Below are 22,660 nucleotides of genomic sequence, written 5' to 3'. Positions count from 1 at the left end.
GTACGGTTAGTGTAATGGCAGAAGCCAGCTTAACTGCGAGACAGACACGTCGAGCAGATACGAAAGTAGGTCATAGTGATCCGGTGGTTCTGAATGGAAGGGCCATCGCTCAACGGATAAAAGGTACTCCGGGGATAACAGGCTGATACCGCCCAAGAGTTCATATCGACGGCGGTGTTTGGCACCTCGATGTCGGCTCATCACATCCTGGGGCTGAAGTCGGTCCCAAGGGTATGGCTGTTCGCCATTTAAAGTGGTACGCGAGCTGGGTTTAGAACGTCGTGAGACAGTTCGGTCCCTATCTGCCGTGGGCGTTTGAGAGTTGAGAGGAGCTGCTCCTAGTACGAGAGGACCGGAGTGGACGAACCTCTGGTGTTCCGGTTGTCACGCCAGTGGCACTGCCGGGTAGCTAAGTTCGGAATCGATAACCGCTGAAAGCATCTAAGCGGGAAGCGAGCCTCGAGATAAGCTCTCACTAGCACATTAAGTGCTCTGAAGGGTCGTTGCAGACGACGACGTTGATAGGCGGGGTGTGGAAGCGTTGTAAGGCGTTGAGCTAACCCGTACTAATTGCCCGTGAGACTTAACCATACAACACCCAAGGTGTTTGCTTGTTGAGCACGTAAGACGCTTTATCGAATTGAATAAGAGAGTGGCGAAACAATCAGCCGAATCCATGTTGTGACAGTTTATGTCTGGCGGCCATAGCGGTATGGCACCACCTGGCTCCATTCCGAACCCAGAAGTGAAACATACCAGCGCCGATGGTAGTGTGGGGTCTCCCCATGTGAGAGTAGGACACCGCCAGACTTCAAATAAACAATCCCTCGTGCGCAAGCACGGGGGATTTTTTTATGCCTGCTCGCTAGACGCACGTCGCCCCCGCACCACGTACGTCGCGCATCCTGCGCGACAACCCACATCGCACCGTGCGCCCAAGGCGCACGCTACCACCGCACCGCGTACGTCGCGCATCCTGCGCGACAATCCATATCGCCCCGTGCGCAGAATGCGCACGCTACGACCGCGCCACGTACGTCGCGCATCCTGCGCGACAATCCACACCGGCCCGTGCGCCCAAGGCGCACGCTACGACCGCGCCACGTAAGTCGCGCATTGTGCGCGACAATCCACATCGCGCCGTGCGCAGAATGCGCACGCTACGACCGTGCCACGTAGGTCGCGCATTGTGCGCGACAATCCACACCGCCCCGTGCGCCCAAGGCGCACGCTACGCCCGCGTCACGTACGTCGCGCATTGTGCGCGACAATCCACACCGCCCCGTGCGCCCAAGGCGCACGCTACGACCGCTCCCTGTACGTCGCGCATTGTGCGCGACCATTCACACCGGCCCGTGCGCAGAATGCGCACGCTACCTATAATTTTTGTTTATATATAATCGTAAACTGTATTATCTTCGTATTGCTAACTACTGGTATATTGCCTTGCATAAATTCTTTGTGTTATGGCCCATGGAGAGCAGTAATGAATAAATATAATGCAATCACGCTCGCCGTTGCTACGGCAACGTCGTTGGGTAGCTTACCCGTATTAGCTCAGCAGCAAGATCAAGCTGAGGCGGATGTTGAAGAGGTAATACAGGTTGTAGGTTCACGTCTTTCTTACCGAACTGCTACCGATGGTGCTGCACCTGTCGATATTATTTCAGCTGACGATTTAGCAGCTACGGGTATTACCGAGACGGCGAAAGCGCTTCAATACGCAGTACCGAGTTTTAATTTCCCGTCTTCATCGGTTACTGACGGAACTGATGCGGTGCGCCCAGCGTCTCTACGGGGATTATCCCCAGATCACACCTTAGTATTGGTGAATGGCAAACGTCGTCATAAGTCGGCCCTAGTACACTTAAGTGGCACAACTGGCCGCGGTAGTTCCAATGTAGACTTGAATGCGATTCCTATTTCAGCGATTAAGCGAATCGAAGTGTTACGCGACGGTGCTGCAGCACTTTACGGTTCGGACGCAATTGCTGGGGTGATCAATATCGTGCTTAAAGACAACGATTCTGGCGGCACAGCTAATGCACAAGTCGGTCAAACCTACGAAGGCGACGGGGAGCAGTATAAGCTATCTGCTAGTGGTGGGTTTAAGGTCGGTGACAACGGCTCACTAACGCTATCCGGCGAATTTCATCATAAGAACCGTACCAATCGCGCGGGTCCTGATCCTCGTCAGCAGTATCCAGAATTGCCTAACGGAGAGCCTGATCCAAGAGAAGAAACATTCGATCGCTACAGCTTTCACGTGGGTGATGCAGAATATGAGAACGCTGCCTTATTCGCAAACTATGAGCAAGAAGTGGTTGAAGGCGGCACTTTGTATGCCTTTGCTGGCGTAAGTGACCGCTCATCGGAATCGGGTGCGTTTTATCGTCGTGCATTGCAATCTAATACGCTGACTGAAATCTATCCAGATGGTTTTTTGCCAATCCTTGCACCAGACGTTAAAGACTACTCTGCATATTTAGGCTACGAATGGTTGCAGGGGGAGTGGACGATTGATGTCAGTGCGGGTCATGGCGTTAGCGAGTTTCAATATAACGTTGAAAACTCTTTGAATGCCTCTTTAGGGCCGACTCAAACACCGACGTCATTTGAAGCAGGCACGTTGGAAAATAAAGAGACAAACGTCACCATTGACGCTCAGCGATTTTTGCCGTTTTTTAATAATTCCGACTTATCAATAGCGACGGGAATTAGCTATAGAAAAAACACTTATCAAATTACAGCGGGTGAAGAGGCCTCTTATATTGATGGAGGTTATCAAGATCGTCCGTCCGGTAGTCAGGGTTTCAGTGGCTTCACTCCGGATTCGGAAGTCGATCAAAGTCGCGATAACGTCGGTATTTATTTAGAAGCAGAGAACCAGCTGACCACTGATTTTATGTGGGGCGCAGCCGTTCGGTACGAGGACTACTCTGACTTTGGTGATAATACAAGCTGGAAGCTATCAGGTCGTTACGACATTACAGACAGGTTGGCTATTCGTGGTGCAGTGAATACTGGCTTTCGAGCTCCGAGTGTTCAGCAACTTTACTTTACCAATGTATCGACTTTGTTTGTTGATAGAGGTGACGGTTTAGTACCAGAACAATCAGGAACTTTTAACAATCTGAGCGACGTAGCTAACGCACTCAACATCGGTCGTTTGCAGCCAGAAGAGTCACAGAGTTACAGTTTAGGCTTAGTGTGGAAAGGTTATAATGGTCTCGCGGTGACATTGGATGCGTATCAGATAGCGATAGATGATCGTATCATTCTATCAGGTGACGTCTCGCCTACTGATTCGCAGGCCGTGGCTGATGCTTTAGCGCAAACTAACGCCGATAACGCTCGATTCTTTGTGAACGCAGTGGATACCACCACTCAGGGTATTGACCTTGTTGTGAGCAAAGATTTCGAACTTAATAATTATGGGTCACTCAAAGCGCAACTTGCATATGGCTACAATGATACCGAGATTGACTCTGTAAACTTACCGCCGCTACTTGATGGTTTAGAGCAAGTTCTTTTTGATGAAGACGAACGAGTGAGAATGACAGAGTCGGTTCCCTCAAGTAGTGCTTCACTTGGTTTGACTCACCAATTAGGTCGTTGGACTAGCAACGTTCAATTGAGTTACTTTGGTACTTATAGTATCAATTATTCCAGTGGCAAAGAGACTTACGGACCGAATTGGATTACTGACATTACAGTGAGTTACGCGCTAAATGATCAGTTTGATATCACGGTCGGAGCGCAAAACCTGTTCAACGAATACCCAGACGAACGGGGTGAAGGTAATCAATTTAATGGTATCTTCAAATATCCACTTACTAACTCGCCAATTGGATTTAATGGCGGCTATGTTTATACAGAAGTTGAATACCGTTTCTAATAAAATCGAGTTAGTCAAAACCGCCACAAAGTGGCGGTTTTTTTATATTTAACGCTTAATAACTTTGAAAATAAACACCGTAAATATAAAAATGTTCTAATAAACAATCACTTATATATTGGCATGACATTTGAATTATATTCACTGAAGTGAATAGTTGAGGAGAACAATATGTCCACGTATAAACGAAGTGCCGGTAAAGGTTGGCTCATTGCATTAGTGATTGTGGGCGCGCTATTTTTCGCCCCAGAGATACTTTCGGGGTTGGGTTTTGCGGTCGGCTCAGTCATTGAATTTACAATCAGTCTATTGATCGGTTTCGCCATTGTTGGATTAGTATTTTTTGTCGTGATGACTGTGTTTGGTAGCGTCCTACTAGGACTTGGTGCAGGTTTTCTTGCCTTGATATTTACCGGGATTGGTATGTTTTGGCCGCTTATCATTTGTTTGCTGATTCTTTACTTTGTATTTCGGGATCGACGCAAAACCGTGTAACATCATCTCAATGATCAATAATTGAGGTGAATATCATGTTAAAACTCTTCTTTGGTCTTGCGCTCATGGTTTCTAGCGGAGCTATAGCGCAAGATGCGCTGACTATTACTGATGCGCGCGCGAAAGAGTCAATCCCAGGCTCAAATAATGGCGTCGCGTTCGCAACAATAAAAAACAACTCGGCTGCCACCATAGTGATTAAAAGCGTATCTTCAAATGTCAGTAAAATGACTCAGATCCATACGCATAAAATGAAAGATGGCATGATGTCGATGATGCATGTTCCTGAACTTGCGATTGCTCCCAACGAGCAAGTTGTATTTCAAAGTGGAGGTTATCACTTCATGTTGATGGGGTTGAAACAGCCTTTGTCTCAGGGGGAAACTTTTAATCTGACCATTTCGTACGATAATAATCAGACACAAACTATTTTAATTCCGATTGAGGGTCGATAACAGGCTATGCGAATAGGCAAATTAAAGTTAAGTGTAAAGTGGTTACTCATTTCATTAGTATCCTTTCTAATCTTACTGTGGATAGTTGCGTGGTGGTTTTCTGAAGAGCCAGACACGTTTGACGTTGAACAACGTGTTGAAGCCGAAGCTAAGCGTCTCAATCTAGAGCCCGTAAACGGTTTCGCAACTTCAACGGCGGCCATTGATGTGTTGGATACGCTGCTAAATAAGCGCGGCGGTTATATGAGTAATGACCTTCTGCCACCGTTTGCCTGGGTCGACGATATTCCTGCCTGGGAATATGGGGTTGTCCAAATGACCCGTGATTTGCTGTTAGTTATGCGTAACGAGTATAGCCGCTCACAGTCCCAATCAGCTGAGAACACTTTTCTTGTCGTAGCTCAGCCGGCAATGAATATTGATCATACCAGTTGGTTTGCGCCATCACCCGAAAGTGAATTCAGTGAAGTGATAAGTCAACTTAAGCAGTATCGTTTGGCACTTGCAGATCCTAACGATCACTCAGCTCAATTTTACTCTCGAGCCGATAATTTGCGTGCGTGGGTTGCAGAAGTAGAGAAGCGTTTAGGTTCTCTATCTCGCCGCTTGAGTGCCAGTGTTGCGCGAGTAGAGCCCGATGTCACCTTGGCGGGTGATGCGAATGCACGACAGTCAACGCCAACGCCTCGTATCGTCCGTGAGCAAACGAGCTGGTGGAAAATTGACGATGTCTTTTACGAGGCCCGCGGCGCTTCTTGGGCTTTACTCCACTATTTAAAAGCCGTTGAAATCGATTTCAGGGATATCCTAGAAGATAAAAATGCGTTAATTAGCTTGCAACAGATAATTAGTGAATTAGAGTCAACGCAGAAGACGTTATGGAGCCCAATGGTCCTTAATGGTTCTGGATTTGGATTGATGGCAAATCATTCATTAGTCATGGCTAATTATATTTCTCGTGCAAACGCTGCGCTTATTGAATTACGTAGCTTATTAGCACAAGGCTGAACAACTTAAATAGGATAACACTATGAAGCACTTTGCGAAGGTATTACCACTTGCTGGTTTAGCGCTAGCTCCTATGGCAGCGAGTGCCGACACCGTATTAGGTGTGTTTGCTGGTGGGCAGTATTGGGATGGAAATGTCGATGGTTCGATTTCAGCTTTTGATCCGTTAGTACAGTTAGGCAATTATGATGATCAAGGTGAGACGTTCTCCAGCTACTATGTTGCACTTGAACATCCAATACCCTTAATTCCGAATTTTAAAGCACGTTGGAATGACATGACGGTCGACGGAGATGGCATAAATCCAAAAAGCGATTTTAGTCACGTTGATTATATTCTTTATTATGAAATCTTTGACAACGATATCGTCTCGATTGACTTAGGTGTCAATGCAAAACGCTTTGATGGAAACACTCGTTATATCGTCGCAGATGCCGCTGTTACTCCCGTTGATTTCTCTGGTACGGTACCGATGGCTTACGCATCAACAAAAATCGGACTACCATTCACTTCTTGGTGGATCAATGCTGAGGCGAGCGCATTAAGTTTTGACGATAGCGATATCCGCGATGTTAGTGCATCAGTCGAGTATCAGTTCTTAGATAATGCGGCGATAGACGCGAGCGTGCGTTTAGGGTATCGCGATATGGAAATTAAGCTCGATGATATCGACGATACGTACAGTGATATTCGGTTCTCGGGTCCGTTCGTGTCAGTTGACGTTCATTTCTAGATAGCCTGTTATAAATACTTGCAGTTAAAGTTCGATATGGCTAGATTGTTATATCGGAATTAACAAATTGCAGGCAAGAATGAGCAGTAAAAATGAAGAGCCGCTGTTTCTTATCGACGATGAGGAGGAAACGAGGGCTGTTAGTGCATTAGAGAGTTGGAAAATCTTGATCGTCGACGATGATCAAGAGATTCATGCCGTGACTAAAATGGCGCTTTCGGATGTGCTGATTGCTGACAAGTCGCTTGAGTTCATTCATGCTTATAATGGTCAGCAAGCAATGGATATGCTGGCTGACCATGACGACATCGCAATGGTGTTGTTGGATGTTGTCATGGAATCCGATGATGCTGGACTCAAGGTTGCACGAGCCATACGTAATGAATTACGTAACGAAGAAGTTCGAATTGTGCTACGCACCGGTCAACCCGGTTACGCGCCAGAAGAAAGTGTTATCAAAGATTATGATATAAACGACTACAAAACAAAAACGGAACTGACCCGAAGTCGCTTGTTAACCACTGTTTTTGCTGCCATCCGTTCATACCAACAACTACGTACTATCAACGAAAACCGCCGCGGGTTACGAAAAATTATTCACTCTGCATCGAATCTGATGGAAAAGCACTCTATTGTGAATTTTTCTGAGGGCGTGGTGACTCAGTTAGCTTCGCTATTGGGGTTGTCAGCCGAGGGTATCGTAGGAGCGCGAGCGCCACATAAAGATGATGACATTCTTGTACTTGGGGCAGCAGGGCATTTCGCTGGAAGTATTAATCGCTCAATTTCGAGTCTTAATTCGGCATTTATAGAAGAAGCGGTGAAACAGTGCTTGCGGGAAAAGCGTCATATTCAATTACAGGGCGCTTCCGTATTTTTCATCGATGGACAAGTTCATCAAGCCGCTGCTTACATAGAAACAGAAGAGTTGCTGGAGAATTATGACCAAGAGTTACTCGAGGTGTTTCTCGCCAATATTGCCGTGGGATTTGAAAACGCGAACTTGTTTGAGGAGTTGCGTGCCGCGGCTTATCGTGATCCATTGACAGGTGTCGCAAATCGAAGCGAGTTTTCTAAACGCCTATCAGACCTCGCAAAGCAGAAAGATGAACATATTGTCGTTTCAATTATGGATATCGACCATTTTTCTGATGTGAATGATGGGCTAGGCCAGGATGTTGGCAACTTATTACTTCGGTCGGTCGCTTTGCGCTTGAGTGAGCAACTGGGGCCAGAGGTTTTTATTTCACGCATTGCCGCTGATGTCTTTGGTTTAATTGGTCCCGAAGAAATTATCTCGCCCCGTAATCTGAATGAGTTATTTAGACTTCCGTATAGAGCGGGAGAGCATCATATTCCATTGAGCATTACCTGTGGCTTTACTGCTGCATCGAATAGCGAGCATGAGAGCGGTAAGAGCTTGCTTAAGCAGGCCTATATTGCACTTAAAAATGCGAAGAAGAATTCCTTTGAGCGTCATAATTACTATCTGCCTTATATGGAGCAGGAAACTCAGCGTCGATTACATATTGTACGCATGCTGCGGGCGGATTTCGCAGAAAGACGGTTAGAGGTGTGGTATCAGCCGCAAGTCTGTTTAGCTTCAAAACGGATTATTGGGGTTGAGAGCTTACTGCGGTGGCCGCAGCGCGATGGTAGTTTTATCTCTCCTGGCGAGTTCATTCCGCTGGCAGAATATTCAGGATTAATCGTTGATATCGGTGCTTGGGTCATTGAAGAGGCGTGCCAGCAGATCCGCCAGTTTGACGAGCTAGGTTTGCCCGAACTTCGCGTTGCTGTCAACGTATCAGTGCCGCAATTTAGAATGCGTGATTTTCCTGAGTTAGTCGAACAGCAGTTACAAAACCATAATGTCAGCCCAGACCGACTTGAACTGGAAATCACTGAGAGTATTGTGATGGAAGACCCTGATCTTGTGGCCGATATACTTTACCGTCTAAAACGGCAAGGTATTCATGTGGCTATTGATGATTTTGGCGTCGGCTTCTCATCGTTGAGTTATCTTCAGAAACTTCCACTCGATCGTATTAAAATCGACAAGACATTTGTACACAACTCAAATGAAGACAGTGGCCGTATCATTATTGAGACTATTGTGAATATGGCTCATCGACTGGGAATGAGTGTGTTAGCAGAGGGTATTGAGCTTGAAGAGCAAGTGAGTTATTTCAAAAACTTACAGGTGGCGGAGGCACAGGGGTTTCATTTCGCGAAACCCATGCCAGCACAACGGTTGGCGGAGCTGCTTGCTAAACAATCCGCCAACATAGAATAATATCGTTACTGATAAACCGTGACGCTATCAGCTTTCATTGAATAGCCCGTAACCGCTAGATCACTGTCTGTCCGTTGAGTTGAGATAGTTCCTTCGACCCAAACCGCATCGTAGGTGTTCTCGTAAGGAACACCTTCTTCGAACTTAACGTGGATAATCTGGTTAGGAGGCGGTGGTGGCACATGGATACAAGCACCAAAATACGGGACTAATAAGAACTCTGTAACCGCATCCGCGTTGCCTTCCAGTTGTACGACATAGCCAGGAATTTTGACTTTCTTGCCATCTAGCGCCTGTACAACAGGTGCATCAAGAAACTTTTGCTCTGCTTCTTCAGGGTTTTGGTCGTAATACGACTGAGGCTTTACGGGGGGAGGGGTAAAGCCTTCAGGTACTAAATCTTTCCAACCAATTTTTTCGCTTGCGAACGCCATGTTCTGACTCGCCAGAAATAGCAACGCCGTGCTCATCATTACTTTCAAACTATACTTCATACTTTCACCGTTAAACCGTCTGCAAGTGATTGGCGGTAAGCGCGCCAAGCAGGTACAAGACTCATTAAGAAGCCTGCAACAACCACAAATAACATTCTCCACCATTCTGCAGCGGTAGGCCACTGCAGAGCAAACAATAATCCCGTTTGCTGCTGAATCACGCCGGCAAGGGAAATTTGCAGGATATATAACAACGCCAGCCCCGACGCCGTAGCAATGATCGTTAATAATACTGCCTCAGTGACCAACAACGTGAACAGCGTGCCAGGACCCGCACCTACCGCTCTTAACACAGCCATCTCTCGACTGCGTTCGCGTAAACTTGCGAGCAAAATGGTCAGCATACCGAGGAGTCCAATAATAACGACTATTGCAGAGATACCATTAAGTGCTTGTTGAAAAACACGCAGTGTTTTCCACAACTGTTGCAGTGTTTGACCAGGCATCAAAGCAGTTAGAGGCTCGCCGTCTGCGGTATTAATATCTCGCTGCATAAACAACGCCATCTGGCGAGATTTTAGTCCAATCAAAGCGGCACTAATCGCGTTGGTTGGATGATGATGATCCGCATGCTCATCATGGCTATGATGAGACTTATCGTCGGCGTTGGCATCTGGTGTACCACTGTGAATGTCTTCTAGGGTTTCTAAGTCGACATATACTGATTGATCAACAGGGGTGCCTGTGCGTTTCAAAACGCCAACAACATCAATTGGATGTCCACTGTGTTGGCTAAAGCTTATGCCGCCTGTGCCATGTGCGATAATGAGTTGGTCACCAACATTAAAGGCCAACTTTTCTGCGGCATCAGCACCTAATACGGCTTGCTCAGAATGATTAAACCACTCGCCGTGCTGCAATTTAAGTGGCTGTTGGTTGGCATACTTAAAATGCTGGAAATAACCGGCGGTTGTCGCAACAACCGGCATGCCACTAACGCTATCTCCTAGAGAGATGGGTACCGACCATTCGACCTGTCGATTTTGGCTTAGCCTCTCATAGCTTTGCCAGCTCATGCTATTGTTGAGTGCTCCGATATGAAAAACGGATGCGAGTAGCAGCTGTACGTCGCCGCTTCTGGGGCCGACGATGAGATCGGTGCCCGATACGGTATTGGCAAAATTTGCCTGCACTTGTTCTTTTACGCGTTCAACGGCGAGTAACAGCGCGACGCTGACAGCGATTGCAATAACCGTCAGTAGCGCACTGGTTTTGCGATTAGCCAAGCTTTTAATAGCAAGTTTAAGCATGGGGTGAACCTCCCGCTGCTCGATTGATGTCGCTTAACTCAACATGACGATTAAAATACTGCCCGAGACTCGCATCGTGCGTCACAAATAATACGGTTGTATTATTCTGTTCGCTGAGTTCGAGCAAAAGTTTTATAAAATCATCTCTGCGATCGCTATCGAGCGCTGAAGTCGGTTCGTCCGCGATCAGTAACTCGGGTGCACCGAGCAATGCTCTTGCAGCTGCCACGCGTTGCTGTTGACCCACACTCAAGTTAGCCGCCGCTTGTTGTTGCTGCGAGGCACTAAGACCGAGCCGTTGTAAGTATTGAATAGCGAGCTGTTCCGCCGACTGGCCACTTTCGGCTACGCGCTGGCGGCGTTTAGGAGAAAATTGAGTTGCCAGGAGCACGTTGTCGAGCGCGCTTAAGTATGGGAGTAAATTGAATTGCTGAAAAATATAGCCAATGTGATCGGCACGAAATCTATCGCGCTTGCGGCCACTGAGGTTAGATAAGGACTGGTCGAGTAAACTCACATTCCCCTGTTGAGCTAAGTTGACACCCGCAAGCAACGATAATAACGTCGACTTACCACTGCCACTCGGTCCGCGGAGCAAAACAGATTCACCCGTTTCTACTTGCCAGTGGGGAATATCTAAAGTGAGTTGACCACCTTGCCACGCAAAGGCAAGGTGGTCGATTTCTATGGCATAAGCCATAATTACTTCTGAGCGCGTTTGTAAGAGGACTCGATTTCCTCTTTCGCGTCTGCTGCGTTACCCCAGCCTTCGACTTTGACCCACTTGCCTTTTTCGAGTTCTTTGTAACGCTCAAAGAAGTGCGTGATTTGTGCACGAAGTAATTCAGGAAGGTCATCAATGTCCTGAACATGGTCGTATTCTTTAGTCAGCTTACTCACCGGGACAGCAACGACTTTCGCATCTTCGCCTGATTCGTCGCTCATTTTAAGCACGCCGACAGGGCGGCATTTAATGACCGAGCCGGCTTGCAATGGATAAGGTGTAGGAACAAGCACGTCAACGGGGTCACCGTCGAGAGACAAGGTATGGTTCACAAAACCATAATTGCATGGGTAGAACATTGGCGTCGCCATGAAACGATCAACCCAAAGGGTGCCAGTGTCTTTGTCGACTTCATATTTAATCGGGTCAGCATTTGCTGGAATCTCAATGATTACGTTCACTTCATCGGGAAGATTGTTACCCGCAGGTACGTTACCTAAACTCATAATGTTTCCTACATCAGTTAATTGTTAACCACTAAATTATATCGTTTGTCGCTATCGGGGCAAGGGATTAAGCTAAGGTCTTACCCATGCTTCTCATGATATTCAACGCATTTTTGTACTTCATTTGTCGAGCCCATGACAACAGCTACACGTTGGTGAATCTGCTCAGGCTCAATATCTAAAATGGGCACATAGCCATTACTTGCCGAGCCGCCCGCCTTCTCTACAATCATAGCCATTGGTGCAGCCTCGTACATTAAGCGCAGTTTATACGGCTTGTCAGGGTTACGAGCATCCCACGGATATGTAAATAAGCCGCCACGAGTGACTAAACGGTGGACATCAGAAACCATTGCCGCGTTCCAACGCATATTAAAATTCTTTTGTCGAGGGCCATCCTCACCTAAAAGCAGGTGTTCGACGTACTCGCGCACCGCAGTACCCCAGTGGCGTTGATTAGACATATTTATTGCAAATTCTTGCGTGTCCGCTGGGATAGACGCAGTGTCCTTAGTCAATAAAAACTCACCTACTGTTTGGTCAAGCGTGTAGGTGCGGACATGCGATCCTGTTGTCATTACCAACATAGTCGAGGGACCATAAAGTACGTATCCGGCCGCAACTTGGTTACGCCCTTTTTGCAGAAACATAGATTCGTCATTGGCGCTATTTTCTGGCTTGGGTAAAACCGAAAAAATAGTACCCACTGTACCATTGATATCGATGTTTGAGCTGCCATCAAGCGGATCAAAAGCAACTAAGTACTCGCCTGAATTCGGGCTCAATACAATGCTGTCCTCTTCTTCCGAGGCAATTGCGTGTACACGAGGAGACTCAAGCAATAAGGTTTTGAGCAATTGGTTTGCGACTACGTCGAGCTTTTTCTGCGTTTCACCCTGGATATTTTCGTCCAGTGTTGAGCCCAATACCCCGGCGAGGGCGCCTTGATGCAGCCGAAAAGAGATCTCTTTGGCGGCAATTTGTATGGTATTAAGAACTGAAATCAGTCCTTCAGGTGCATTATCAGCACGGAGCGTTGGAAGCAGGCGTTTCATGTCGTTCCATTCCCTTTTTTTCGTGACAGGTGTATGGACGCGTATCGTACATTAATTCTGCGCAAAAATCCTGTTGATTGTGCGCGTGAGTGATACACTTAGCGTTTTATTTTAGCTCGAAAATTGACTATGCATATTCATATTATTGGCATCTGTGGCACATTTATGGGCGGTATCGCCCGTTTAGCAACCGAACTGGGTCATCAGGTTACAGGCTCCGACCAACAGGTTTACCCGCCGATGAGTGATCAGTTGCGAGCTTTGGGTATTGATCTCATCGAGGGCTACCGTGCGGAGAATATCGATAAAACGGTCGAACTTGTCATCATTGGCAACGCTCTGAGTCGCGGCAACCCTGAAGTTGAGGCGGTACTGAACCAGAAGCTCAGTTATTGCTCAGGAGCCCAGTGGTTGCATGACAATGTTTTGGGTCAGCGTTGGGTGCTTGCTGTTTCTGGAACGCACGGTAAAACCACAACTGCCAGTATGCTTACTTGGATTCTGCAAGCGAATGGCTATCAGCCTGGCTTTTTGATTGGAGGCGTACCCGGTAACTTTAATGTGAGTGCAGCACTGGGTGAAAGCGATTTTTTTATTATCGAGGCGGATGAATACGATACTGCATTCTTTGATAAGCGATCTAAATTTGTTCATTATTCACCGAATACTCTAGTTATCAACAATCTTGAGTTTGATCACGCTGACATTTTCGACACGTTAGCTGATATTCAAAAGCAGTTTGCCCATTTATTACGAATTGTTCCTGGAAATGGGCAAGTCATCATTCCCGACCAGGTTGATGCCATCGAACAGGTGATCACAAAGGGTTGTTGGAGTGACGTGGTAAGGGTTGGCAAAGACTGGCATTACCATGCTAACTCAGCGGATGCGTCGTTATTTAATCTTCGTCGAGACGATAACGAAGTCGCTGTTAAGTTGCCTCTAGTGGGTACTCATAATATGCACAATGCTGTGATGGCAATGATCGCGGCTTTCCATGTTGGCGTATTACCGCAACAGGCGGCTGAAGCGTTAGCAACATTTAAGGCCCCTAAGCGGCGATTGGAGTTATTGCTTGAGTACCGCGGGATAAAAGTGTTCGATGACTTTGCACATCATCCTACCGCCATTAAAACCACGGTGGATGCGCTTAAAAAGAGCGAAACAGGACGACTAGTGGTATTGCTTGAACCTCGTTCAAATACGATGAAAAGCGGTGTCCATAAAGACGCTTTGGCAAACGCACTTGCCGATGCGGATAGTATTAATATATTCGCACCTGAATCGATCGAGTGGGACATTGCCAGCGCAGTGCCTAATGCGCGTGTATTTGGTGACACAGAAGCAATGTTGCAACATGCTATCGACGATCTAGTACCGGGTGATACGGTGGTTATTATGAGTAACGGTGGGTTCGAGGGTATGCAAAATCGCTTAGTCAAAGCTCTACAAGCAACATAAATCATGAGTTGGGTAGTTAATAATGAGATCTGAAGATAACCGCATCACGGTCGCAATTACTGGAGCATCGGGTGCCCCTTACGCTATTCGTTTGATAGAATGTCTTCTGCAGCAGAAGCAACAGGTTTATTTACTTGTCTCGAGTGCGGCTCGTGTGGTGATGGCAACTGAACATAACGTAAGCTTATCTGCGGCCCCTGAAAAGATGCAGCAGCAATGGGTCGAGTTGCTTGAAAAACGCGGCGTTGAAGTTGTCTCAAACCAGCTACAAGTATTCGGTAAAGAAGAGTGGTTTTCACCGGTTGCTTCGGGCTCCGCCGCGCCTAAGCGAATGATTATTTGTCCCTGCTCGACAAGTACTTTGTCATCAGTGGCGTTAGGTAGCAGTAATACCTTGATCGAGCGAGCTGCCGATGTCGTTCTCAAGGAACGCGGGCAATTGATACTAGTTCCACGCGAAACCCCACTTTCGGCAATACACTTGCGTCATATGTTGCAGTTGAGTGAGCAGGGAGTCACGGTTATGCCCGCTGCACCGGGTTTTTACCACCAACCGGAGACGATCGACGATTTAATCGACTTCATGGTCGCTCGGATGCTAGATCACTTAGGTCTTGAACAGTCGTTGATGCACCGTTGGGGCTATGGAAAGGAGTAAACTTTAGTAATGACTAATGCACTAGAAATCAAAGGGTTAAGAAAAGTCTATAAGGGTGGCTTTGAAGCACTTAAAGGGATCGATTTAACAGTTCAAGAAGGTGACTTTTATGCGTTACTAGGTCCTAATGGCGCAGGTAAGTCTACAACCATTGGCGTTATCTCAAGCCTTGTCAATAAGACCGAAGGCAAGGTAACGGTGTTTGGGTATGACCTTGATACGCAGCTTGCCGATTTAAAAAGACAAATTGGCCTCGTACCACAAGAGTTTAACTTTAACCAGTTTGAAACAGTACGTCAGATCGTCGTTAACCAAGCGGGTTATTATGGCGTACCACGAAAGTTGGCGCATCAACGTTCAGAGAAATATCTAAAGCAATTGGGGTTATGGGACAAACGTGACCAGCCTGCACGCGCGCTCTCAGGCGGCATGAAGCGTCGGCTCATGATCGCACGCGCCTTGTTGCACGAGCCCAAATTACTGATTTTAGATGAACCGACTGCTGGGGTTGATATCGAGCTACGCCGTTCGATGTGGGATTACCTCACACAAATTAATAAAGAAGGCATCACCATCATTTTAACGACTCACTATCTAGAGGAAGCTGAGATGTTATGTCGTAATATTGGCATTATCGATGCGGGTCGTATTGTGGAGAATACTTCTATCAAGAAGCTGCTTACTCAATTAAGCCGTGAAACCTTTATTCTAGATTTGGCAGAAGGTCATAAAGACATCTCAATCGATGGTTTCGACAGTCGCTGGAGCGACGATAACACCCTCGAAGTTGATGTCGAGAAAGACGCTGGCTTGAATAACGTATTTGAGCAGCTGAGCGGGCAAGGCGCGAAGGTCTTATCGATGAGAAACAAGGCCAACCGTCTCGAAGAGTTATTTGTTCATATGGTTGAGAACGGCCGAAAACAAGAGGAGAGTAGTCAATGAGTAACGCATCGGCCAATATCATAGCGCTAAAAACAATTTGGATAAAAGAGTGCACGCGTTTTCTGCGTATTTGGGTGCAAACTTTAGTGCCGCCTGCAATTACCATGACACTCTATTTTGTCATTTTCGGTAGCATTGTGGGTGAGCGTATCGGCACCATGAGTGGTGTGACTTATATGGAGTTCATCGTACCGGGCCTTATCATGATGTCGGTGATTACTAACTCCTACTCCAACGTGGCTTCGTCGTTTTTTAGCGCAAAGTTTCAACGCAACATTGAAGAGATGCTGGTCTCGCCGGTACCGACGTGGGCCATTATTCTTGGTTATGTTGGTGGTGGTATGGCACGTGCAATGATCGTGGCGGTCATTGTGACATTCGTCTCCTTTATGTTTGTCGATATTAGCATCGCGCACATTGGCTATGTCATTCTGACCGTGGTATTAACCTCAACGCTATTTGCTCTAGGTGGTTTACTGAATGGTGTATTCGGTAAGACATTTGACGACATATCTATCGTACCGACTTTCGTTTTAACACCGCTAACTTATCTCGGTGGTGTGTTTTACTCGGTGTCATTGCTACCTGAGTTCTGGCAGAACGTGTCGATGGCAAACCCAATCTTATATATGGTAAATGGATTCCGCTATGGCTTTTTAGGTCAGTCAGATGTGGGTATTGCGACTGCCATGTGGGTTTTAATTGCTTTTAACGTGGTGTTTTTCTCAGGTGCCTATTACTTGCTAGAAAAAGGTAAGGGAATTCGTTCGTGAACCAAGAAGCACGCCCAGTACACTCGAACCAAACAGGTCCTCATGAAGATACCCTGAGTGTCGCTCGTCGGCACTGGGGGTCGGAGTTTTTAAAGCCCATACAGGCTCATAACCAAGCAGCATTTGATGCGGTGAATGAGCCTGTGCAATCATGGCAGGGACCGATTATTTTAGACTCGTGCTGCGGTGTCGGTGAGAGTACCGCTAAGTTGGCAGAACAATATCCTGACGCCTTAGTCGTGGGGGTCGATAAGTCGAGTCATCGATTAGATAAACATGACTTTTACGAGGGCTCATCGCGAGGACAGCGTTACTATCTGGTGAGAGCAGATTTACTCGATTTCTGGCGTTTGGTTGCGGCAGCTGAGTGGCCCGTTGAATTGCATACAATTTTATACCCGAATCCATGGCCCAAGCAGGCGCATTTATCTCGACGCTGGCATGGCTCACCCGTGTGGCCTGCGGTGGTTCAAATAGGTGGCCAGTTACAGATGCGTTCTAATTGGAGTACCTACTTGCTCGAGGTCGCGCAAGCGTTAAGTCTCAATCAGGTGGATGCTTCGGTGGGTTACCTTGCGATGGATCCTGAGCAGGCGATGACACCTTTTGAGCGTAAATATTTAGCCAGTGGACAGGCACTATGGCGGTTAACCGCTGATTTAACGGCTGCAGTTACTGCAGTTGAGAATGTGGACAGGTAAGCATATGAATGACGTTGACGATAAGTCATACGCGGAAGTAAACCAAGAGTCTTTGTATCGGATTTTTACGTTGCCCGAGGCGCCCGACTCAACGCTAAGCCGAATCGAGAAAGATCTGTCTGAAAACCTTTTAGGATTCTTGGGCGATCATATCGTGGCAAAAGAAAAGCCACTACAAGATATCGAGCGCGACTTTGAGAAAGCGTCGATTCCAGAAAATCCGCAGTTTGTCTCAGACCATACTGAGTTTTTACTTGAGAAATTAGTTGCGCACTCAGTACATACAGCTTCACCGAAGTTTATCGGCCATATGACGTCGGCACTACCCTACTTTTTGATGCCGCTCGCGAAATTGATGGTTGGTCTCAATCAAAACCTTGTCAAAATTGAAACCTCCAAAGCATTTACGCCGCTTGAGCGTAATGTCATTGGTATGCTGCATCACTTGGTTTACCAACGCGAGTCATCGTTTTACAACCGCTGGATGCATAGTGCACAACATTCACTTGGCGCATTTTGTTCGGGCGGGACCGTGGCGAATATGACCGCACTTTGGGTAGCGCGCAACCAACTGTTGAAGCCAGACGGTGACTTTGCGGGGATAGCCGCAGAAGGCTTAGCTGCGGGACTGGCGCATTATAATTACAAGCGCTTGGTGGTATTAGTTTCGGAACGCGGACATTACTCGTTGAGCAAGGCCGCTGATGTGCTGGGCATTGGTCGTAAGAATTTAGTGGCCGTCGCTACCGATGCTAATAATCGAATTAAGATTGATGCGTTGCGACAGGCCTGTCAGGACGTACGTGAACAAGGCGGCGAAGTGCTGTCGATAGTAGGCGTCGCGGGAACCACAGAGACTGGGCATATAGACCCATTGGCTGACATGGCTGATATTGCTGAGCAATTAGGTATTCACTTTCATGTTGATGCGGCGTGGGGTGGTGCGACGTTATTGTCCAACGATTATCGACATTTATTAAGTGGCATAGAGCGCGCTGATAGTGTCACCATTGATGCGCATAAGCAAATGTATGTGCCCATGGGCGCGGGCTTGGTGCTGTTCAAGGACCCCGCGATGGTTAAGGCGATTGAACATCATGCCGAATATATTATCCGTCAGGGCTCTAAAGACTTAGGCTCTCATACCATGGAAGGTTCACGACCGGGTATGGCAATGATGGTCTTTTCCGCTATGCATGTAATCGGACGTCGTGGTTACGAACTGCTGATAAATAACAGTCTTGAAAAGGCACGCTACTTCTCTAGTTTGATCGCCGAACAAGATGACTTTGAGGTTATCACAGAGCCCGAGTTGTGTTTATTAACCTATCGCTTTGTACCTAAGCGCGTGAAGCTAGCGCTGGAAGCAGCCAATGTTGAGCAAGTGGAGCGCCTAACTCCGCATCTTAATGCACTCACGCGCTACATTCAGAAGCGGCAGCGTGAAAGTGGTCGCTCATTCGTGTCGCGTACAAAGCTGACACCTGAGCATTACTACCGTGTGCCGACTGTAGTTTTTAGGGTCGTATTAGCGAATCCGCTCACGACCCATGACATGCTACGTGAAATTATCGCGGAACAACGCGAAATTGCTGAGAAAGCAACGAGCCTAAGAGGGGCGTTACACACTGAAATGCGCGAGTTAGGTTTGATTCGCGACGCGTAAGTTATCAATCAAGCGCGTGCTGCCGAGTTTGGCAGCCGCCAAAACTACCCATTCAGTGGCATCGTTCGAGGCAGGTGTCAGGTCCTTAGCATTTCGGACTTCAAAATAATCGACTGCAAAACCATGTTGCGAAAGCTGTTGGCTTGCTTGTCGGCATAACGAAGTGGCTTTAGAGGCGCTACTCAAGTGTTGCTTGACCCAACACAGCTGCTGATAAATAAGACTTGCCTGCTCTCGTTGCGAAGTTGATAAGTATCCATTCCTTGAACTCATCGCTAAACCCGAGCTTTCACGTTGTATCGGTGCACCGATAACCTGAACGGGTAATGAGAGGTCGCTCGCCATTAAACGAATGACTTGCAGTTGCTGAAAATCCTTCTCACCAAACACCGCAACGTCGGGTTGTGCCATGTTAAACAGCTTACATACGATAGTCGCCACGCCGGTAAAGTGGCCTGGGCGGCTCGCACCGCATAGTATGTCGCTGATGCCGGGAACCTCGACGCGGGTTTGTTGCTCGAGTCCGCGTGGGTAAACCTCATCGACAGTAGGTGTGAAGACTGCGTGCGCACCGGCATCACTTAACAGACGGCAGTCTTGCTCCAACGTTCGTGGGTAACTATCAAGGTCTTCGCCTGCTCCAAATTGCATGGGATTCACAAAGATGCTGACGACAACTTTATCTGCCAGTGTTTGTGCCTTTTTAACTAGGCTCAAGTGACCTTCATGTAAATTGCCCATGGTAGGCACTAAAGCAACCGAAGTGGTTTGTTCCGAGCGCCACTGACGCATACTTTTTAAGTTTTTTAGTACTAACATAACTAGCCCTCGTAGCTATGCTTTAATTCAGGAAAGTCACCCGACTTCACTTGTTCGCTAAACTGACGAAAAGCACCGGCTATCCCATCACCTTCTTCCAAAAAGTTTTTAGCGAACTTTGGTAAGTACTCACTGTTCATACCGAGCATGTCATGCATCACTAAGATCTGGCCATCGGTGTCAGGACCCGCGCCAATGCCAATAGTAGGAATGGTGAGTGCTTCGGTGACGCGTTTGCCTAAAGAATTGGGAATACACTCGAGTACGAGTAATTGTGCGCCGGCAGCTTCGAGCTGTCTTGCTTGTTCAATCAGCTGCACTGCTTGCGCCTCTTGTTTACCTTGTACACGGTAACCACCTAGCACATTGACGGACTGGGGAAGTAAACCAAGGTGTGCACAGACCGGGATGCCGCGTTGGGTGAGTGCTTTAACCGAATCAACGAGCCAGTCACCCCCTTCGAGCTTCACCATATTGGCCCCTGCCTGCATAAGCTGAGCCGCGTTTTTTAAAGTATCGGTTAGCGTGCCGTAGCTCATAAACGGCAAGTCGCTCATGATAAAGGCTTCTGGTGCGCCACGACGAACGCATTCAGTGTGATAAACCATGTCCGTCATTGTGACCGGCACAGTCGACGAACGGCCTTGCACAACATTGCCGAGTGAGTCGCCTACCAAAATGCAATCAACGCCTTGCTCAACCATTAGTTTTGCAAAGCTTGCATCGTATGCCGTAAGAGAAGCAATTTTCTCGCCTTGTTGTTTCTTTTTTTGTAGTTTGGCAATGGTCATCGCAACCATAGGACTATCCTTAACTGAGCAAAGTCATGAGTTCAGAATGTGAGCATAACACGGCAAGCGGTTCATCAGTAAGCATGGCAAGTTGCTGTGCTACCGTATTATTATTGGGTAATTTGAGCTGTGGGGCAAACTCAGCTAGCGGCTGTAATACGAAGCGACGCTCATAAATACCTGGATGCGGTAGTTTAAGCACTTCAGTATCGGAACGAACGTCATCAAATAGCAGTAAATCGAGATCGAGTGTCCTTTCGCCCCAGTGACGAATTCTTTGTCGTCCAAATTCGTCTTCGACGTGATGGAGAAGCGCTAACAGTTGCTCAGCCGTTAAATCATGACATTCGACTTGGCAAACGGCATTGACGTAGTCGGGCTGGTCTTGTGGTCCCATAGGTTTGGAATGGTAAAGCGACGATACATTGATCAAGTTGAGATGCGCTGATTGGCTCAGGTGCAACAACGCCTGTTTGAGCTGTTGCGCTGGGTCACCCAAATTAGCGCCCAACGCAATAAAGGCATTACTCATTACTCTCAGAGCCCTTCGGTTTTTTGCGTGATCGAGGTCGCCGACGGCGTTTAGGTCCTGAGCGGCCTGGCTTTTTGCCAATGACCTTATTAGGCGCTTTCTGTGCCTTAGTCCAAAACTGACTCAGCTCAATCAACTCATTAGAACCTTCAACTTCGGCGCGCAGCATGAGGAAGTCGTATGCCGCGCGAAACTTTTTATGTTCAAGCACCTTCATCGCCTTTCCACCACGGGTACTTTGTAAGCGCAGCTGTAATTGCCACATATCACGGACGGGGAGCGAAAAACGTTTTGGTACAGCAACCGTTTGGTTTTGCCTATCGATCACGTCGGCAGAGGCAATATTGAGCGCATCCATCGGTGGCAGTCCTGACTCAACCTCCAATTGTGAGCGACGTGCTTCCATTGGATACCAGAGCATTACCGCTAACAAATAAGCGGGTGTGACGCGCTGCTCGTTATTGACTCGTTTATCAGTGTCCGAGAGTGCACGTTGGATAAGAGCTATCGCGGGTGACTGCTCATCTTTTAAATAGGTTTTAAGCACCGGGAACATCTGTTGGAACAAGTTGTGCTGCACCATCATTTCAAAGTTCGCGCTGGCTTTACCTGCCATAAACATTTTCAGGAATTCGTCAAACAACCGTGCGGGTGGGATGTTCCTGAGAAGCGATGCCATTTCGACAATAGGCTCTTGGACATGCTTATCCATCTGCATGTTAAGCTTTGTGGCAAAGCGAATGGCTCGCAACATACGCACTGGGTCTTCACGGTAGCGTTGTTCAGCATCGCCAATCAGTCGTATGACACCGGCGTCTAAGTCTTTTTTGCCACCCGCAAAGTCGTAAATGCAGAAATCAGCAATATTGTAGTACATCGCATTAACAGTAAAGTCGCGTCGCTCAGCATCTTCTTCGATTGAGCCATAAACATTGTCGCGCACTAAAAAACCTTGCTCATCGGTTTTGGCTGTCGGTTGTTTACGTGTTTGTGATGCTGCTTCACTATCGTCTTCTTTGTGATGCCCGCGGAAGGTCGCGACTTCAATAATATCTTTCCCGAATACGATATGTGCTAAGCGAAAACGTCTACCGACAAGGCGACAGTTGCGAAATAATTTTTTTACCTGCTCAGGCGTTGCGTTGGTAGTGACATCGAAGTCTTTCGGTTGAATACCTAGAAGCAGATCGCGTACACACCCGCCCACTAAATAGGCTTCAAAGCCTGAGTTATGGAGGCGATATAAAACTTTAAGCGCGTTATCGCTTATATTTTTGCGAGATATTGGATGCTGATCGCGAGTCAGCTTAGTTAGCTGTGGTAAACGGCTATTCGATGATTTTTTAAAGCTTGACATTGCTCGTTCAGCTAGCTTTTTGAATTGCTTGATAATGACTGTT

At 47.3% G+C, this 22,660-nt stretch carries 21 protein-coding genes and 1 rRNA gene; 13 read left to right on the top strand and 9 right to left on the bottom strand.

Annotated elements, in window-relative coordinates; translation table 11 throughout:
- The first annotated feature begins 694 nt into the window (after positions 1-694).
- The 7 genes from rrf to OS145_RS01960 all read left to right on the top strand — a co-directional run bounded on the left by rrf (position 695) and on the right by OS145_RS01960 (position 8,885).
- A 5S ribosomal RNA gene (rrf, locus tag OS145_RS01990) occupies positions 695-810 on the top strand.
- Between the two features lie 676 nt (positions 811-1,486).
- On the top strand, positions 1,487-3,898 hold the full coding sequence (locus OS145_RS01985) for a TonB-dependent receptor plug domain-containing protein (RefSeq protein ID WP_006954330.1): 2,412 nt from the start codon (positions 1,487-1,489) through the stop codon (positions 3,896-3,898).
- 171 nt (positions 3,899-4,069) lie between these two features.
- Positions 4,070-4,393 carry a hypothetical protein gene (locus OS145_RS01980; protein ID WP_006954329.1) on the top strand — a complete coding sequence of 108 codons (324 nt, stop codon included), beginning with the start codon at positions 4,070-4,072 and terminating at the stop codon, positions 4,391-4,393.
- Between the two features lie 35 nt (positions 4,394-4,428).
- Positions 4,429-4,848, top strand: a complete 420-nt coding sequence (locus OS145_RS01975) for a copper chaperone PCu(A)C (RefSeq protein ID WP_006954328.1) — start codon at positions 4,429-4,431, stop codon at positions 4,846-4,848.
- A 6-nt stretch (positions 4,849-4,854) separates the two neighbouring features.
- Positions 4,855-5,856 carry a DUF2333 family protein gene (locus OS145_RS01970; RefSeq protein ID WP_006954327.1) on the top strand — a complete coding sequence of 334 codons (1,002 nt, stop codon included), beginning with the start codon at positions 4,855-4,857 and terminating at the stop codon, positions 5,854-5,856.
- A 22-nt stretch (positions 5,857-5,878) separates the two neighbouring features.
- The gene (locus tag OS145_RS01965) at positions 5,879-6,589 is read left to right on the top strand and encodes a TIGR04219 family outer membrane beta-barrel protein (protein WP_006954326.1); all 711 of its coding nucleotides are present in this window, start codon (positions 5,879-5,881) and stop codon (positions 6,587-6,589) included.
- Between the two features lie 79 nt (positions 6,590-6,668).
- Positions 6,669-8,885 carry a GGDEF/EAL domain-containing response regulator gene (locus OS145_RS01960; RefSeq protein WP_006954325.1) on the top strand — a complete coding sequence of 739 codons (2,217 nt, stop codon included), beginning with the start codon at positions 6,669-6,671 and terminating at the stop codon, positions 8,883-8,885.
- A gap of 5 nt (positions 8,886-8,890) precedes the next feature.
- Here OS145_RS01960 and OS145_RS01955 read toward each other — a convergent pair whose 3' ends face one another.
- The 5 genes from OS145_RS01955 to OS145_RS01935 all read right to left on the bottom strand — a co-directional run bounded on the left by OS145_RS01955 (position 8,891) and on the right by OS145_RS01935 (position 12,914).
- Complete coding sequence (locus OS145_RS01955; protein ID WP_006954324.1) at positions 8,891-9,379, bottom strand: DUF3299 domain-containing protein; 489 nt, start codon at positions 9,377-9,379, stop codon at positions 8,891-8,893.
- Positions 9,376-10,629 carry an ABC transporter permease gene (locus tag OS145_RS01950; protein ID WP_006954323.1) on the bottom strand — a complete coding sequence of 418 codons (1,254 nt, stop codon included), beginning with the start codon at positions 10,627-10,629 and terminating at the stop codon, positions 9,376-9,378. Before OS145_RS01950 ends, OS145_RS01955 begins: the two co-directional genes overlap by 4 nt.
- On the bottom strand, positions 10,622-11,329 hold the full coding sequence (locus OS145_RS01945) for an ABC transporter ATP-binding protein (protein WP_006954322.1): 708 nt from the start codon (positions 11,327-11,329) through the stop codon (positions 10,622-10,624). The genes OS145_RS01950 and OS145_RS01945 overlap by 8 nt, the downstream gene beginning before the upstream one ends.
- 2 nt (positions 11,330-11,331) lie before the next feature.
- Positions 11,332-11,859, bottom strand: a complete 528-nt coding sequence (gene ppa, locus OS145_RS01940) for an inorganic diphosphatase (RefSeq protein WP_006954321.1) — start codon at positions 11,857-11,859, stop codon at positions 11,332-11,334.
- Positions 11,860-11,939: 80 nt separating this feature from the next.
- The gene (locus OS145_RS01935) at positions 11,940-12,914 is read right to left on the bottom strand and encodes a class 1 fructose-bisphosphatase (protein ID WP_006954320.1); all 975 of its coding nucleotides are present in this window, start codon (positions 12,912-12,914) and stop codon (positions 11,940-11,942) included.
- Positions 12,915-13,043: 129 nt separating this feature from the next.
- Here OS145_RS01935 and mpl point away from each other — a divergent pair, with 129 nt between their 5' ends.
- Genes mpl through panP form a run of 6 tightly spaced genes read left to right on the top strand, consistent with a single transcriptional unit; the run spans position 13,044 to position 19,118 of the window.
- Positions 13,044-14,375 carry a UDP-N-acetylmuramate:L-alanyl-gamma-D-glutamyl-meso-diaminopimelate ligase gene (gene mpl / locus OS145_RS01930; protein ID WP_006954319.1) on the top strand — a complete coding sequence of 444 codons (1,332 nt, stop codon included), beginning with the start codon at positions 13,044-13,046 and terminating at the stop codon, positions 14,373-14,375.
- Between the two features lie 22 nt (positions 14,376-14,397).
- The gene (locus OS145_RS01925) at positions 14,398-15,033 is read left to right on the top strand and encodes a flavin prenyltransferase UbiX (protein WP_006954318.1); all 636 of its coding nucleotides are present in this window, start codon (positions 14,398-14,400) and stop codon (positions 15,031-15,033) included.
- A 9-nt stretch (positions 15,034-15,042) separates the two neighbouring features.
- A complete protein-coding gene (locus OS145_RS01920) occupies positions 15,043-15,978 on the top strand; it encodes an ABC transporter ATP-binding protein (protein WP_006954317.1) in 936 nt (311 codons plus the stop codon).
- Positions 15,975-16,751 carry an ABC transporter permease gene (locus tag OS145_RS01915; RefSeq protein ID WP_006954316.1) on the top strand — a complete coding sequence of 259 codons (777 nt, stop codon included), beginning with the start codon at positions 15,975-15,977 and terminating at the stop codon, positions 16,749-16,751. The genes OS145_RS01920 and OS145_RS01915 overlap by 4 nt, the downstream gene beginning before the upstream one ends.
- Positions 16,748-17,452: a tRNA (guanine(46)-N(7))-methyltransferase TrmB gene (trmB, locus tag OS145_RS01910; RefSeq protein ID WP_006954315.1), complete on the top strand. Its 705-nt coding sequence runs from the start codon at positions 16,748-16,750 to the stop codon at positions 17,450-17,452. The genes OS145_RS01915 and trmB overlap by 4 nt, the downstream gene beginning before the upstream one ends.
- 4 nt (positions 17,453-17,456) lie before the next feature.
- A complete protein-coding gene (panP, locus tag OS145_RS01905; protein WP_040487582.1) occupies positions 17,457-19,118 on the top strand; it encodes a pyridoxal-dependent aspartate 1-decarboxylase PanP in 1,662 nt (553 codons plus the stop codon).
- Here the strand turns inward: panP and panC are convergent.
- The 4 genes from panC to pcnB are packed head-to-tail and all read right to left on the bottom strand — an operon-like array spanning position 19,095 to position 22,617.
- On the bottom strand, positions 19,095-19,937 hold the full coding sequence (gene panC / locus OS145_RS01900) for a pantoate--beta-alanine ligase (RefSeq protein ID WP_006954313.1): 843 nt from the start codon (positions 19,935-19,937) through the stop codon (positions 19,095-19,097). The genes panP and panC overlap by 24 nt on opposite strands.
- 2 nt (positions 19,938-19,939) lie before the next feature.
- Positions 19,940-20,737: a 3-methyl-2-oxobutanoate hydroxymethyltransferase gene (gene panB / locus OS145_RS01895; RefSeq protein ID WP_006954312.1), complete on the bottom strand. Its 798-nt coding sequence runs from the start codon at positions 20,735-20,737 to the stop codon at positions 19,940-19,942.
- Between the two features lie 10 nt (positions 20,738-20,747).
- Positions 20,748-21,260, bottom strand: a complete 513-nt coding sequence (folK, locus tag OS145_RS01890) for a 2-amino-4-hydroxy-6-hydroxymethyldihydropteridine diphosphokinase (protein ID WP_006954311.1) — start codon at positions 21,258-21,260, stop codon at positions 20,748-20,750.
- Complete coding sequence (gene pcnB, locus OS145_RS01885) at positions 21,253-22,617, bottom strand: polynucleotide adenylyltransferase PcnB (protein WP_006954310.1); 1,365 nt, start codon at positions 22,615-22,617, stop codon at positions 21,253-21,255. The genes folK and pcnB overlap by 8 nt, the downstream gene beginning before the upstream one ends.
- Positions 22,618-22,660 lie beyond the last annotated feature (43 nt).

Origin of the sequence: Idiomarina baltica OS145 (assembly GCF_000152885.1) — a bacterium.
GTDB classification, from domain to species: Bacteria; Pseudomonadota; Gammaproteobacteria; order Enterobacterales; family Alteromonadaceae; genus Idiomarina; species Idiomarina baltica.
The sequence above is the reverse complement of the archived record's forward strand: the minus strand, read 5'-3'. Positions and strand labels throughout refer to the sequence as shown.